General features: G+C 72.0%; 12 protein-coding genes and 3 pseudogenes. 8 read left to right on the top strand and 7 right to left on the bottom strand.

What is annotated here, in order from left to right; translation table 11 throughout:
- Window positions 1–68: 68 nt before the first annotated feature.
- Window positions 69–1316, top strand: a complete 1248-nt coding sequence (locus tag OG303_RS11835; RefSeq protein WP_405867613.1) for an aminotransferase class I/II-fold pyridoxal phosphate-dependent enzyme — start codon at window positions 69–71, stop codon at window positions 1314–1316.
- Window positions 1313–2380: an MBL fold metallo-hydrolase gene (locus OG303_RS11830; RefSeq protein WP_405867611.1), complete on the top strand. Its 1068-nt coding sequence runs from the start codon at window positions 1313–1315 to the stop codon at window positions 2378–2380. Before OG303_RS11835 ends, OG303_RS11830 begins: the two co-directional genes overlap by 4 nt.
- A gap of 80 nt (window positions 2381–2460) precedes the next feature.
- Here the strand turns inward: OG303_RS11830 and OG303_RS11825 are convergent, their stop codons facing one another.
- Both OG303_RS11825 and OG303_RS11820 read right to left on the bottom strand, forming a co-directional pair.
- Window positions 2461–3099 (bottom strand): DedA family protein, encoded by a 639-nt coding sequence (locus OG303_RS11825; protein ID WP_405867609.1) that lies wholly within the window; start codon window positions 3097–3099, stop codon window positions 2461–2463.
- Window positions 3096–3869, bottom strand: a complete 774-nt coding sequence (locus OG303_RS11820) for an MBL fold metallo-hydrolase (protein ID WP_405867607.1) — start codon at window positions 3867–3869, stop codon at window positions 3096–3098. Before OG303_RS11820 ends, OG303_RS11825 begins: the two co-directional genes overlap by 4 nt.
- Window positions 3870–3953: 84 nt before the next feature.
- On the opposite strand from OG303_RS11820, the gene OG303_RS11815 reads away from it, so the two are divergent.
- The 6 genes from OG303_RS11815 (at window position 3954) to dnaK (ending at window position 12008) form a co-directional block, all read left to right on the top strand.
- Complete coding sequence (locus OG303_RS11815) at window positions 3954–4355, top strand: hypothetical protein (RefSeq protein WP_405867605.1); 402 nt, start codon at window positions 3954–3956, stop codon at window positions 4353–4355.
- Between the two features lie 136 nt (window positions 4356–4491).
- A complete protein-coding gene (locus tag OG303_RS11810; protein WP_405877205.1) occupies window positions 4492–6516 on the top strand; it encodes an alkaline phosphatase family protein in 2025 nt (674 codons plus the stop codon).
- Between the two features lie 108 nt (window positions 6517–6624).
- A complete protein-coding gene (locus OG303_RS11805; protein WP_405867603.1) occupies window positions 6625–7686 on the top strand; it encodes an ATP-binding protein in 1062 nt (353 codons plus the stop codon).
- Window positions 7683–9479: a DUF2201 family putative metallopeptidase gene (locus OG303_RS11800; protein ID WP_405867601.1), complete on the top strand. Its 1797-nt coding sequence runs from the start codon at window positions 7683–7685 to the stop codon at window positions 9477–9479. Before OG303_RS11805 ends, OG303_RS11800 begins: the two co-directional genes overlap by 4 nt.
- Window positions 9480–9549: 70 nt before the next feature.
- Window positions 9550–9978: an OsmC family protein gene (locus OG303_RS11795; RefSeq protein WP_405867599.1), complete on the top strand. Its 429-nt coding sequence runs from the start codon at window positions 9550–9552 to the stop codon at window positions 9976–9978.
- Between the two features lie 152 nt (window positions 9979–10130).
- A complete protein-coding gene (gene dnaK, locus OG303_RS11790; RefSeq protein WP_405867597.1) occupies window positions 10131–12008 on the top strand; it encodes a molecular chaperone DnaK in 1878 nt (625 codons plus the stop codon).
- Between the two features lie 3 nt (window positions 12009–12011).
- Here the strand turns inward: dnaK and OG303_RS11785 are convergent.
- The 5 genes and pseudogenes from OG303_RS11785 to OG303_RS11765 form a co-directional block, all read right to left on the bottom strand.
- A pseudogene (locus OG303_RS11785) lies at window positions 12012–12194 on the bottom strand (respiratory nitrate reductase subunit gamma); the annotation flags it as partial.
- The gene (locus OG303_RS11780) at window positions 12170–12292 is read right to left on the bottom strand and encodes a respiratory nitrate reductase subunit gamma (RefSeq protein WP_405867595.1); all 123 of its coding nucleotides are present in this window, start codon (window positions 12290–12292) and stop codon (window positions 12170–12172) included. The pseudogene OG303_RS11785 and the gene OG303_RS11780, both read right to left, overlap by 25 nt.
- The gene (narJ, locus tag OG303_RS11775; RefSeq protein ID WP_405877203.1) at window positions 12289–12783 is read right to left on the bottom strand and encodes a nitrate reductase molybdenum cofactor assembly chaperone; all 495 of its coding nucleotides are present in this window, start codon (window positions 12781–12783) and stop codon (window positions 12289–12291) included. The genes OG303_RS11780 and narJ overlap by 4 nt, the downstream gene beginning before the upstream one ends.
- Window positions 12783–13085, bottom strand: a pseudogene (narY, locus tag OG303_RS11770) (nitrate reductase subunit beta); the annotation flags it as partial. The gene narJ and the pseudogene narY, both read right to left, overlap by 1 nt.
- Window positions 13039–13314 (bottom strand): annotated as a pseudogene (locus OG303_RS11765) (hypothetical protein); the annotation flags it as partial. The pseudogenes narY and OG303_RS11765, both read right to left, overlap by 47 nt.
- Window positions 13315–13376: the final 62 nt, after the last annotated feature.

Here is a 13376-nt window from a genome sequence, read left to right as displayed (position 1 = left end):
GTCGACGCGAGAGCGAAGAACAGAGCCGACGGCGACGGACACGGCACAGGGACTGCGTGGAGGTACGCATGCGGCGGACGGACCCGGAAGGCCACGGCCCCGTCCGATACGGGCCGCCGCTGCCCGAGGACGGCCTGCCCGTACCGCCCGAACTCACCGAGGTGCTCGCCGCGGCCGCGACACGGGCCGACGCGGAGCCGATCGGTGGCGGACCCGAGCTGATCGAGGCCGCGTGCGGCTACTGGGAGCGGCGCGGCCTGGCCGTCGAGCCCGCCCGGGTGGCCGCCGGCCCCGGCGCCCCCGCCCTGCTGCTCGCGCTGACCGCCGCGGTCGGCGGCGACGTCCTGGTGCCGAGGCCCTGCGCGGCCTGGTGGGCGCCGTACGCACGCCTGTTGGGAAGACCCGTCTTCCATGTCCCGACGCCGGCCGAGTGCGGTGGCGTCCCGGATCCGTATGCCCTCCTGGAGACCGTGCGCAGGGTGCGCGCCGAGGGCGGTGACCCGCGGCTGCTCGTGCTGTCGGTCGCCGACGACCCCACCGCCACCGTCGCCCCGCCCGAGATGCTGCACGAGTGCGCCGAGGCCGCCGCGGGGGAGGGCCTGCACCTGGTGAGCGACGAGACCTGGCGCGACACCGTGCACGCCCCGCACGACACGGTGCTGCTCAGCCCCGCCGAGATGCTGCCCGACCGGGTCACCGTCGTCACCGACCTGGCGGGCGCCCTGCTGCCGACCGGCTGGCCGGCCGCCGTGGCCCGCTTCCCGGTGGTCGAGGCGGGCCGCGACCTCCACGCGCGCGTGCTCGACGTGCTCACCGCGATGGGCGCCCGTATCGCCGGCCCGGTCGCCGCCGCGGCCGCGTACGCGCTGGAGGAGCCCGGACCGGTCACCGCGCGCGTGGCCGCCGCCGTGGGACTGCACGCGCGCGTGGCCGCCGCCGTGCACGCCGCCGTCGTCGCGACGGGCACCCTCTCCCGGCCTCCGCAGGCCGGCCGCCACCTCTACGCCGACCTCGGCCCGCTGCGCGCCGCGCTCACCGCGCACGGCGTGGGCGACGCGCAGGAACTGGAGGACTTCCTCGCCGTCCGGCTCGGCATGCCCGCGCCCGGTGGCCACCGGTTCGGCGACGAACTCGGCGCGCTGCGCGTCCGGCTGTCCACCGGCCCGCTGCTGGGCCGTACGGACGAGGAACGCGCGGAATGTCTCGCCTCACCCACGCCGTTGGAACTGCCACACGTGCAACGCGCGTTGATCCATGTGAAGTCGGTCTTCGACGATCTCCGCGACGACGCTCAGCGATGGGAGCCTCCTCGATGACGCAGCAGTCCGAGTCGACCACCACCAAGAGCACGAGTGCGACCACCAGGGAGGCCGACGATCCGGCGTCCACAGCCCCGTTCGCGCCTCCGTTCCCGCCGCTCGTCGAACCCCGCCCGCTGGGCGAGCGCCGGGTGTGGCCGCGAACCTTCCACGACCGTCTGACCGCCCCGCTGCCCGATCTCAAGGCCATGGCCCGGTTTGCCCGCGAGGGCTCCGTACGGCCGGGGCGCGAGGGCCTCGCCGACATCCCCCGGCTCCCGTTCGAACCCGCACCGCTGCCCCGCGTCGACGCCCGCACCGTCGCCGTCTCCTGGGCGGGACACGCCAGTTGGGTGGTGCAGATCGGCGGGCTGACCGTCCTCACCGACCCGGTCTGGTCCCGCCGCATCCTCGGCACCCCCGCCCGCATCACCCCGGTCGGCATCGACTGGAACGCCCTGCCGCGCGTCGACGCGGTCGTCATCAGCCACAACCACTACGACCACCTGGACGCCCCCACGCTGCGCCGACTCCCGCGCGACACCCCGGTGTTCGTGCCGGCGGGCCTCGGCCCCTGGTTCCGCCGCCGCCGCTTCACCGCCATCACGGAACTGGACTGGTGGGAGGCGGCCGAACTGGACGGCGTCCGCTTCGACTTCGTCCCCGCCCACCACTGGTCCAAGCGCACCCTCACCGACACCTGCCGCTCCCTGTGGGGCGGTTGGGTCCTCACCGCCCCCGACGGACAGCGCGTCCACTTCGCGGGCGACACGGGCTACGGCCACTGGTTCACCCGCATCGGCGAGCGCTACCCCGGCATCGACCTGGCCATCCTCCCCATCGGCGCCTACGACCCCCGCTGGTGGCTCAGCGACGTCCACTGCGACCCGGAGGAGGCGGTACGCGCGGCCCAGGACATCGGCGCACGAAGGATGGCGCCGATGCACTGGGGCACGTTCGTGTTGTCGGCCGAGCCGGTCCTGGAACCGCTCACACGCGTTCGTAGGGCCTGGGAAAAGGCGGGCCTGGACCGAGGGGACCTGTGGGATCTACCGGTGGGAGGCTCTCGGGTGCTGAACTAGCCACGGCTGGTCGGACGCCCCATAAGGGGCGCGGGGAACTGCGCGACAAGCCCCCACCGTCCCGCAGTCGCCAAACGACATCAGACCCCCGCCCCTTGGGCACCCTTCCGCAGGCGTCGCCAGACACCCGGCACCACACTGATGACCAGGGTCAGCCCAACCGCCGCCACCACGCCCTCCCAGGGCTCGTCGAACAGCGAACCGCCCAGAATCCCGATCAACTGATATGTCACAGCCCAGGCCAGGCACGCCGGCAGATTCCCGCGGGCAAACCGCCGCAACGGCCACCGAGCCATGAGGCACGCCAGCATCACCGGGATGCGACCCGCCGGCACGAGCCGAGACAGCACCAGCACAGCCACGCCGTGCTCCGCGAGTTTCGACTGCGCCTGCGCGAGCCGCTCCTCCGGCGCCCGCGCCCGAATCGCCTCCAGCCACCGCGACCCGTTCTTCGACCGCATGCCGCGCCGCCCGAGCCAGTACAGCGTCGCGTCGCCGAGGAACGCCGCCAGCGAAGCCGTCACGAACACCAGCGCCAGCGCGAACGGCGCCGTCTGGTGAAAGGCCACCACGGCCGCCGAACTCACCAGCGCCCCCGTGGGAATCACCGGCACCAATGCCCCGAACAGCACCAGCAGGAACAGCGACGGATACCCGAGCGCCTGCTGGGTCGACTCGGGTGGCACGGTCGTCGTCGCGGTGACGGCGAGCAGTATCACCGTGCGACCTCCAGCCGCACACTCTCCCCGTGCCCGAGGCGGTGCACCGCCACCTCGGGTGCGCTCTCGGCCGCGAGGCGCACGAACTCGTCGCCGGGCGCGTGGAATTCGTGCGGGCGCACGGCGTCCATCCCGATCGGCCAGTACGTGCCGTAGTGCACCGGCACCGCACTGCGCGGCGACAGCCGGGCCAGCGCCTGAGCGGCTCGCCCGGCGTCCAGGTGCCCTTCCCCGAGGTAGGGACCCCAGCCGCCCACCGGCAGCAGCGCCACGTCGACCGGCCCGACCTCCTGCGCCATCCCGTCGAACAGCCCGGTGTCCCCGGCGAAGTACGTCCGCGCCTCGCCCTCGATGACGTAGCCGAGCGCGGGGGAGCGATGCGGCCCGAGCGGCAGCCGCCGCCCGTCGTGCCGCGCGGGCACGGCCCGTACGACCACTTCGCCGACCGTCACCTCGTCCCCGGGCGTCACTTCGCTCACGGTGAGGTGGCTGAGCCGCCGCAGCCCCGGTACCGCCCGGGGTGCGCCCCGGGGCACCAGCAGGAGCGTGCCCTCGGCGAGCCGCTCCAGCGAGGGAACATGCAGGTGGTCGGCGTGCAGATGCGACACGAGCGCCACGTCCGCGCGCCAGGCCGCGGGCGGCGGCAGTTCCCCGCGACGGCGGCGGAGATGGGCGAGGCGGCTGGCGAACAGAGGGTCGGTGAGCAGGCGCACGTCCGAGTCCGCGACCGTGCAGGTCGCGTGGCCCCACCAGGTGATCTCCACCGGCACCTCTTTGCCTCCTTCGCGCGACTCCCCCGAAGCCTACGGGCAGGAGTAGGGTCGGCGCCGAAACCCAGAGGTGAGGGGGACGCCATGGGACCGGTGCGCGTGACGGCGATCGCGAGTCTGACGCCGCTGGAGGAACTGGACGCCGATCCTTTCCTGGTGGACTCCCGCAGCCAGCACGCGATGTGCGCGCGCTGGGCCGCCGAGCGGGGCTACATCGTCAGCCGGGAACTCCTGGTGCGGGGTCTGCGGGCCGACCACTGCGTGCTGTGGGACGGCGTCCGGCCGGGGACCGATCTGTTCGTGGCGCCCAGCCGCCGGGTGCTGGAGAGCGCGCTGTCGTCCGTCGAGGAGTTCACCGCGGAGTGCGCCCGGCGCGGGGTGCGGGTGGAGACGGTGGGCTCCGCGGAGCCCTGCTACGACGCGCAGATGAAGGCACGGGTGCATCGGCGCCTGTCGATGCCGACAGCCGGATACGACGGCCGCTGAGGCACCCCCCTTTCGGTGACAGAACTGGTTGTCCGACCCTTGTGACAGTCTGAGTAGAGGCCCGCACCGACGACGGGCCAGGACGTGAGGTGGGCTGGGCGTGCGTGGCGGGCGTTGGCGGCGGGTCGCCAGTCAGATGGGGCGGAGCGTCGCGGTGTGGGCGGTCTCCACGGTCACGCTGCTCGTGCTCGCCGGGATCCTCCCCGACTTCCAGCTCCAGTCCGCGGACGGCGACAGCGCCACCCGCATCGCCGTCACGGCGGCGTTCGGCGCCGGCGCCTTCGGTCTGCTGTCGGCTCTGGTGTGGCCGCTGCTGGTCCGGCTGCTGCTGCTCGTGCCCGCGCTGGTCCTCGGGCTGCTGGTGTTCTTCCTCAACGGCTCGCTGCTGCTCCTCGCGCTGCGCATCAACCCCTCCGGCGACAGCGAGGCCGCCCCCGAGACCGCCGTCATCGTCGCGGCCGTGATGTCCGCCGTCGCCTCCGCCACCGGCGCCGCCCTCGCCGTGCGGGACGACGACGCCTACCGGCGCCGCCTCTACCGCCTGTCCGACCGCCGCCGTCGAAGCCGGCCACCGGGCCCGTCCGCGCAGGGCACGGTCTTCCTGCAACTCGACGGCGTCGGGCACGACGTCCTCCTGGCAGCGGTCGGCAAGGGCCTGATGCCCACCGTCGCCCGGTGGCTGGAGAGCAGCCATCGGCTCACCCCCTGGCGCACCGACTGGTCCAGCCAGACCGGCGCCAGCCAGCTCGGCATCCTGCACGGCAGCAACCACGACATCCCGGCGTTCCGCTGGTACGAGAAGGACAGCCGCGAGGTGATGGTCTGCAACCGGCCGACCAGCGCCGCCGAACTCCAGCGCCGGGCCGTCGAGCACACCGGCGACGGCGGCCTCCTCACCGTCGACGGCGCGAGCCGCGGCAACCTCTTCAGCGGCGGCGCCGACGAGCAGGCCCTGGTGCTGTCCATCGCCACCCGCCGCCGCGGCCGCGAGAACCGGTCCCGGGCGGGCTACTTCGCGTACTTCTCCGACCCGGCCAACGCGGTGCGCACCGCCATGTCCTTCGTCGCCGAAGTCGGCCGCGAGATCGGCCAGTCCACCCGGGCCCGGATCAGGAAGGAGCGCCCCCGCGTCGCCCGCGGCGGCCTCTACCCCTTCGTCCGCGCCTTCGCGACGGTCGTCGAACGGGACGTCGTCGTCGCCGCGGTGATGGGCGACATGCTCGCCGGGCGCACCGCCGTCTACGCCGACCTGGTGGCGTACGACGAAGTGGCGCACCACTCCGGGCCGACCAGCCGCGACGCCGAGAAGGTCCTCGAACGCCTCGACCGCTCCCTGGCGCTGATCGCGAACGTCGCCGAGCACGCCCCACGGCCGTACCGCATCGTCGTCCTGTCCGACCATGGCCAGAGCCCCGGCGAGACCTTCCGTGCCCGCTACGGCCTCGGCCTCGGCGACCTGGTGCGGGCCGGGTGCGGGCTGCCCGTGCCGCGCAAGGCGCAGCGCACCCACAGCGGGGCCGAGGCCCGCGCCGCCGTGCGTGCGGCGCTCCGCCGGCCTGTCGAGGAGGGCGGCGAGGAGTACCGCCCCTCGCGCCGCCATTCCGAGCCGCTCGTGCTGGCCTCCGGGAACCTCGGCCTGGTCTCCTTCCCGGACGTGCCGCACCGGATGAGCAAGGAGGAGATCGACGCCCGCCACCCGGCCCTGCTGACGACGCTCGCCAACCACCCCGGCATCGGCTTCCTGCTCGTGCGCAGCGAGCAGCACGGCGGGGTCGTGCTCGGGGCGTACGGCGCGGAGATCCCGCTCGGTCGACTCGACGAGAATCCGGGCCCGTTGGCGGTGTTCGGACCGGGTGCCGCCGACGCCGTGCGCCGCACGCACTCCTTCCCGCACACCGCCGACATCATGGTCAACTCCTTCCACGACCCGGCCGACGGCGAGGTCCTCGCGTTCGAGGAGCAGATCGGCTCGCACGGCGGGCTCGGCGGCGCCCAGGGCAGCCCCTTCCTGCTCTCGCCGCTCGCGTTCTCCGAGCCGGTCGACGACGACGGCGACCTCGTCGGCGCCGAGCACGTCCACCGCGTCCTGCGCCGCTGGCTGCGCGAGACGAACGGCCCCCAGGTGCCCTTGGAGACGGAGCCGGAGGAGCGGGCCGCCTGAGAGCCGGTGCCCGGAAAATCGGCTGCGCCCGCAGATCCGTGGGCACACACTGTCCGTATCGGACATCGCGCACCTGCGCGCCCCTCTCGAACACCCTGGAGCCGCTGCGTGCAGGCAGCCGTCACCGTCACTCCCACCCGTATCCCGGAACTGCTGCTCGGTCTCGCCACCGTGCGGCCGGTCTTCATCTGGGGTGCCCCCGGCATCGGAAAGTCGTCCCTCGTCAGGGACTTCGCCGAGTCGCTGGGACTGGAGTGCGTGAGCCTGCTCGGCACGCAGCTCGCGCCCGAGGACCTGATCGGCGTCCCGCAGATCCGCGACGGGCGGTCCGTCTTCTGCCCGCCGGAGGCCATCGCCCGTGACGAGCCGTACTGCCTGTTCCTGGACGAGCTGAACGCGGCCACACCGGATGTCCAGAAGGCGTTCTACTCGCTGATCCTCGACCGCCGCATCGGCAACTACGAACTGCCGAAGGGCTCGATCGTCATAGGCGCCGGCAACCGGGCCACGGACAACGCGCTCGCCCGCCCCATCGCCTCCGCCCTGGTCAACCGCCTCACCCATGTGCACCTGGAGGCGTCCGCCAAGGACTGGCTGACCTGGGCCGCGAACAACGGCATCCACCCCTGGATCCTCGACCACCTCACCGACCGGCCCGACCACCTGTGGTCCAAGCCGCCGAAGACCGAGGAGCCCTTCTCCACGCCCCGCTCCTGGCACATGCTCTCCGACGCGCTGCACTCCTTCGGGCAGGGCCTCGACGAGGAGACGCTGAAGGTCCTCGCGCACGGCACGCTGACGCCCGTGCACGCGACCGCCTTCTGTGGCTACGTCAAGATCGTGCGCAGCCAGTTCGGCATCGAGGCCGTCATCAAGGGTGACGCCCGCTGGCCGAACCGCCTCGAGGACCGCGACCTGCTCTACTACCTCGCCGAGTCCTTCCGCGGGCGCCTGATGAAGGAACTCCCGGTCAGCAAGGAGCACATGTCGGCGAACGGCCGGCAGACCGCGTACCGCGCCAAGTCGCTGCTCGTGCAGCTCGCGGAGATCTCCGTGGAGGTCGCCCAGACCGTCATCGCCTCCGACACGGACGGCAACCCCGTGCTGCCCTCGTGGTTCCTCATCGAGGCCGCCCGGGACATGCCCCGCCTGGTGGAGGCGCGCCGGTGAGCCGTACCCGGGGCAAGGCGCAGAAGAAGCGGGACCCCGCTGCCGAGGCGTTCGCCGAGGGGATGCGGCTGGTGAAGGCCAACCCGGCGCTGGCGGCCGTCGAGTTCGGCGTCTGCCGGCAGGAGGAGTGCAGGTTCGCGCCCCGCGACGGGCTCGTGGCCGTCGACTCGGACGGCGACCTGCACGTCCACCCGAGGCGCCTGGCCGAACCGGCCGCCTGGGCCTGGGCGCTCGCGCACGCCGTCCTGCATCTGGGCTTCGGGCACGTCCCGGCGGCGAAGGGCGAGCGCACCCAGCCCGACCGGTTCGACCTCGCCGCGCGCTGCGTCGTCGTCAACCGCTTCCTGCTGAACTTCACCATCGGTACGACCCCGGAGGAGCTGCCCGCCTCCTATCCGGACGGGGACGAGGAGCAACTCGCCGCGCGCTGGCGGCGGAACGGGCTCCCGGCCGCGTACGAGCGCTGCGGCACGGCGGGCGACCAGCCCGACCAGCTGCTCCTGCGGTGGGTGGGCTGGGCCCAACCCCCCGACTGGCAGCTGGCGTTCGCCACCGCACTGACCCGGACCGTGTCCGCGGCGATGGACCTGGCGGGCGGCCGCCGTGACTCCCTCGACGGCGCGGTGGTACCGCAGCGCCCCTGGCAGAAGGCCCTGAGCTGGTTCATCTCCTCCTACCCGCTGCTCGGCGGCATCGCGGCCGGCATCACCCTCGTCGCCGACGCCGAACTCACCCGCGCACACGGTATCTCCGTGGCGGCGGTGAACCCGGAGGCCGGCGAGATCTACGTCAATCCGCTGCGGACCTTCGACGACGAGGAATGGCGGTTCATCCTCGGCCACGAGATGCTGCACGCCGCCCTGCGCCACGGCGACCGCTGCGGTACCCGCGACCCCTACCTCTTCAACATCGCCTGCGACTACGTCATCAACGGCTGGCTCAGCGAGATGCAGGTCGGCACGATGCCCGAAGGGCTGCTGTACGACCCGGAGTTGAAGGACCTGTCCGCCGAGGAGGTCTACGACCGCATGGCCGGCGACCTGCGCCGGACGCGCCGCCTGGCCACGTTGCGCGGCAAGGGCACGGGCGACATCCTCGGCGGTCCGCTCGGCAGCCCGCGCGACTACGTCGACCTCGACGAGTTCTACCGCCGCGGCCTGTGCCACGGCCTGGACCTGCACCAGCAGCAGGAACGCGGTTACCTCCCCGGCGGCCTGGTCGAGGAGATCCGCACACTCAGCCACCCGCCCCTGCCCTGGGACGCCCGACTCGCCCGCTGGTTCGACGAGTTCGTGCCCCGCCCGGAGCCTGTACGGTCGTACGCCCGCCCCTCGCGCCGCCAGTCCTCCACCCCGGACATCCCGCGTGCGGGCCGCTACTTCCCGCCCGAGGAGGTCGCCCGCTGCACCTTCGGCGTGGTCCTCGACACCTCCGGCTCCATGGACCGCACCCTCCTCGGCAAGGCCCTGGGCGCCATCGCCTCGTACGCCGAGGCCCGCGACGTACCGGCCGCCCGCGTGGTCTTCTGCGACGCGGCCCCGCACGACGCCGGCTATCTCCCGGTCACGGAGATCGCCGGCCGCGTCCGGGTCCACGGCCGCGGCGGCACGGTCCTGCAGCCCGGCATCGACCTCCTCCATCGGGCCGACGACTTCCCGCGGTCCGCGCCGGTCCTCGTCATCACGGACGGCTGGTGCGACGTGCTGCGGGTGCGGCGCGAGCACGCATATCTCATCCCGCAGGGGGCGCGGCTGCCGTTCAGTGCCCGTGGACCGGTCTTCCGCGTGCAGTGAGCGCGTGCGGTGAGCCGGAATGTGATCGGATGGGATCCCAAGGAACACCCAGAATTCGGAAGGATTCACCGTGGCAACCACGCGCTCCGCACACACCGTCTGGGAAGGCAACCTGATCGAGGGCAACGGGGTCGTCTCCTTCGACTCCTCCGGCGCCATCGCCCAGCAGCCGGTCACGTGGGCCTCGCGCGCCCAGGACGCGAACGGCAAGACCAGCCCCGAGGAGCTGATCGCCGCCGCCCACTCCAGCTGCTTCTCCATGGCGCTGTCGCACGCTCTGGCGGGCGCCGGCACCCCGCCCACCAAGCTCATCACCTCGGCCGACGTGAATTTTCAGCCGGGTGAGGGCATCACGGGCATCCATCTGACCGTCGAGGGCACGGTCCCCGGCATCGACAACGACGCGTTCGTCGTCGCCGCCGAGGACGCCAAGGCCAACTGCCCGGTCAGCCAGGCCCTCACCGGCACCACCATCACGCTGTCGGCCAAGCTCGCCTGACACCCGTACGCGGACGTCCGCCGGTGCCGCGCCTCCCGCCGAGGGGGCGCGGCACCGTTCTTTTCCGGGTACCCGGGGTACGCGGCATTGACAACGGCGCACTCAAGTTTTGTGCTGGTGGGTGAAGAGTGCCCTGGCGGAAGGGGACGGAGATGGCACGTGCGGTCGGGATCGATCTCGGGACCACGAACTCGGTGGTCGCCGTCCTGGAGGGCGGCGAACCCACGGTCGTCGCCAACGCGGAGGGGGCCAGGACCACACCCTCGGTCGTGGCCTTCGCCAAGAACGGGGAGGTGCTGGTCGGAGAGGTGGCCAAGCGGCAGGCCGTGACGAACGTGGAGCGGACCGCCCGCTCGGTGAAGCGGCACATGGGCGAAGCGCAGTGGCGCTTCCCCGATCAGGGCTCCGTGGACGGGACGCGCTACCGGGCGCAGGAGCTGTCCGCGCGGGTCCTGCAGAAGCTGAAGCGGGACGCGGAGTCCTACCTCGGCGAGGACGTCACGGACGCGGTGATCACCGTACCGGCGTACTTCGACGACTCGCAGCGGCAGGCGACCAAGGAGGCCGGGGAGATCGCGGGGCTGAAGGTCCTGCGAATCATCAACGAGCCGACGGCCGCCGCCCTCGCCTACGGCCTGGACCGGGGCGAGGAGCAGACCGTGCTGGTCTTCGACCTCGGCGGCGGCACCTTCGACGTGTCGCTCCTGGAGATCGGCGACGGCGTCATCGAGGTCAAGGCGACCAACGGCGACACCCACCTCGGCGGCGACGACTGGGACCAGCGGATCGTCGAGCACCTGGTCAAGACGTTCAAGGGGCAGTACGGCATCGACCTCGGCAACGACAAGATGGCGGTTCAGCGCCTGCGCGAGGGTGCCGAGAAGGCCAAGATCGAGCTGTCCAGCTCGTCCGAGACGACGATCAACCTGCCCTACATCACCGCCTCCGCCGAGGGGCCCCTGCACCTCGACGAGAAGATGACCCGCGCCCAGTTCCAGGAGCTCACAGCCGACCTCCTCGACCGCTGCAAGACCCCCTTCCACCAGGCGGTCAAGGACGCCGGCATCAAGCTGTCCGCGGTCGACCACGTCATCCTCGTCGGCGGCTCGACGCGGATGCCCGCGGTCACCGAACTGGTCAAGGAGCTCACCGGCAAGGACCCGCACAAGGGCGTCAACCCCGATGAGGTCGTGGCCGTCGGTGCGGCCCTCCAGGCCGGCGTCATCCGGGGCGACGTGAAGGACGTCCTCCTGCTCGACGTCACCCCGCTGTCCCTGGGCATCGAGACCAAGGGCGGCATCATGACGAAGCTGATCGAGCGCAACACGACCATCCCGACCCGGCGTGCGGAGATCTTCACGACGGCCACCGACAACCAGCCCTCGGTGGGCATCCAGGTCTACCAGGGCGAGCGTGAAATCGCCGCGTACAACAAGAAGTTGGGCGTCTTCGACCTGACGGGGCTGCCGCCCGCCCCGCGCGGGATCCCGCAGATCGAGGTCGCCTTCGACATCGACGCGAACGGCATCATGCACGTGTCGGCCAAGGACCTGGCCACCGGCCGCGAGCAGAAGATGACGGTGACCGGCGGCTCGGCGCTCCCCAAGGACGACATCGACCGCATGATGCGCGAGGCCGAGCAGTACGCCGAGGAGGACCGCCAGCGCCGCGAGTCCGCCGAGACCCGGAACCAGGCCGAACAACTCGTCTACCAGACCGAGAAGTTCATACGGGACAACGAGGAGCGGATCCCCGCCGAGACCAGGTCGGAGGTGGAGGCTGCGGCGACAGAGCTGAAGGGCCTCTTGGAACGGAACGCGGAAACCAACGAGCTGCGCACCGGCGTCGAGAAACTCGCCACCGTCAGTCAGAAGATGGGCCAGGCGATGTACGCCCAGGCCGACCAGCCCCCGACCGACACCGGCACCGGCACCGGCACCGAACAGCACACCTCACCGCAGGAAGAGGAGGGCGTGGTCGACGCGGAGATCGTGGACGAGGACCGGGACACGAAGGGCGGCGCCGCTTAAGCATCACGAAACCTGGGAGCCCATCCGCTCCCAACCCCGCCGCTCCGGCCGCGGCCCCAGCTGTTCGGGGTCGCGGCTGCGGTACACCAGATACGGCCGGAACAGGTACTGCACCGGCGCGCTGAACATGTGGACCAGGCGGGTGTACGGCACCAGGGCGATCAGCGCCATGCCGACCACCGCGTGGTCCAGCCGTACTTGTCGTAGCGGTAGCGCCAGATCAGGCCGGCGACGAGCAGGGCGAGGACGACGTACGGCAGGACGCCCCACAGCAGCGTGGTCATGGGCGCGCCCCTGGGTGTGCGATCGGCAGTGTGGCGCACACGGCGTCCAGGACGGATGCGTACGGTGTGCCGAAGTCGGTGAGCCGGGAACGGAGTTGTTCCAGGCCGGCCCGGTGTTCGGTGAGGAGGCCCGTGTCCCCGGTGCGGGCCGCGAACTCCAGGACCGCGGGCAGGAAGTCGGGCAGTTCCTCGCCGGTGAACTCGAGGCCCGCGGCGCGGTAGACCTCCTTGAAGCGGACCAGCGACATGCCGCGCCGCCGGGTGTCCCCGTCCTGCCACCAGCTCAGGTAGAGGCTGTGGCGGTTCTTGAAGTCGAAGACCTGGACGTAGTGCGCGGCCAGTTCATGGGCCGGAGTGACCGCCGCGTGGTCCACGAACTCCCGCAGCTGCGGGGCCGCTTCACGCAGCAGCGGCAGCCGGGCGCGGAAGTCCTCGTCGGGGTACGTCAGGCAGAGCGCTGCCGCTTGGTGGAGCACGGCGTCCGAGGGCATCAGGCCTCCTTCGAGTCGGCCGGGTCGGCCGGGCTGTCCGTGGTCTGGCGGCTGCGCAGCGCGTGGAAGTTCTCCACCGACACCAGCGGCAGGTGCCTGCGTCCCGAGTCCTGACCGACGAGGCCGTCGCCGCCCATCCCCGGCCCGCCGTCGTAGTCGAGGCTGCACTCGTCCGGCAGCGCGGACTCCTCCAGCCGGCGCGCGTCCCCGACGGCGGCGGTCGGAATCACGTACCGGTCCTCGTACTTGGCGATCGCCAGCAGCCGGTACATCGCCTCGACCTCGGCGGACGTCATGCCGACCGTCCTTGACGTACACCTTCCACCGGCACGAGACCGTGCAGTTCACGCCGTGCGTGGGGTTCACGACCTTGTCGTGGCTCCAGCGGTCCCGGTAGAACGCGTCGGCCTCACGCCCGCCGGTCAGCCCGATGCTGTGCAGATCGGGTGCCGGGGTGCCCGGACGGAAGAACCTTCCGGCACGCAGCAGCACCGCTCCCGGCTCGGTGGGCGGTATCCGCGTGTCCGTCACGTGCGCTCCCTTGCTCACCCCGTGCTTCGACGCTAGGGGCGAGCCGGGGAGCGCACCTGTTC

The sequence above is a fragment of the Streptomyces sp. NBC_00005 genome (assembly GCF_045160215.1).
Lineage (GTDB): Bacteria > Actinomycetota > Actinomycetes > Streptomycetales > Streptomycetaceae > Streptomyces.
The sequence above is the reverse complement of the archived record's forward strand: the minus strand, read 5'-3'. Positions and strand labels throughout refer to the sequence as shown.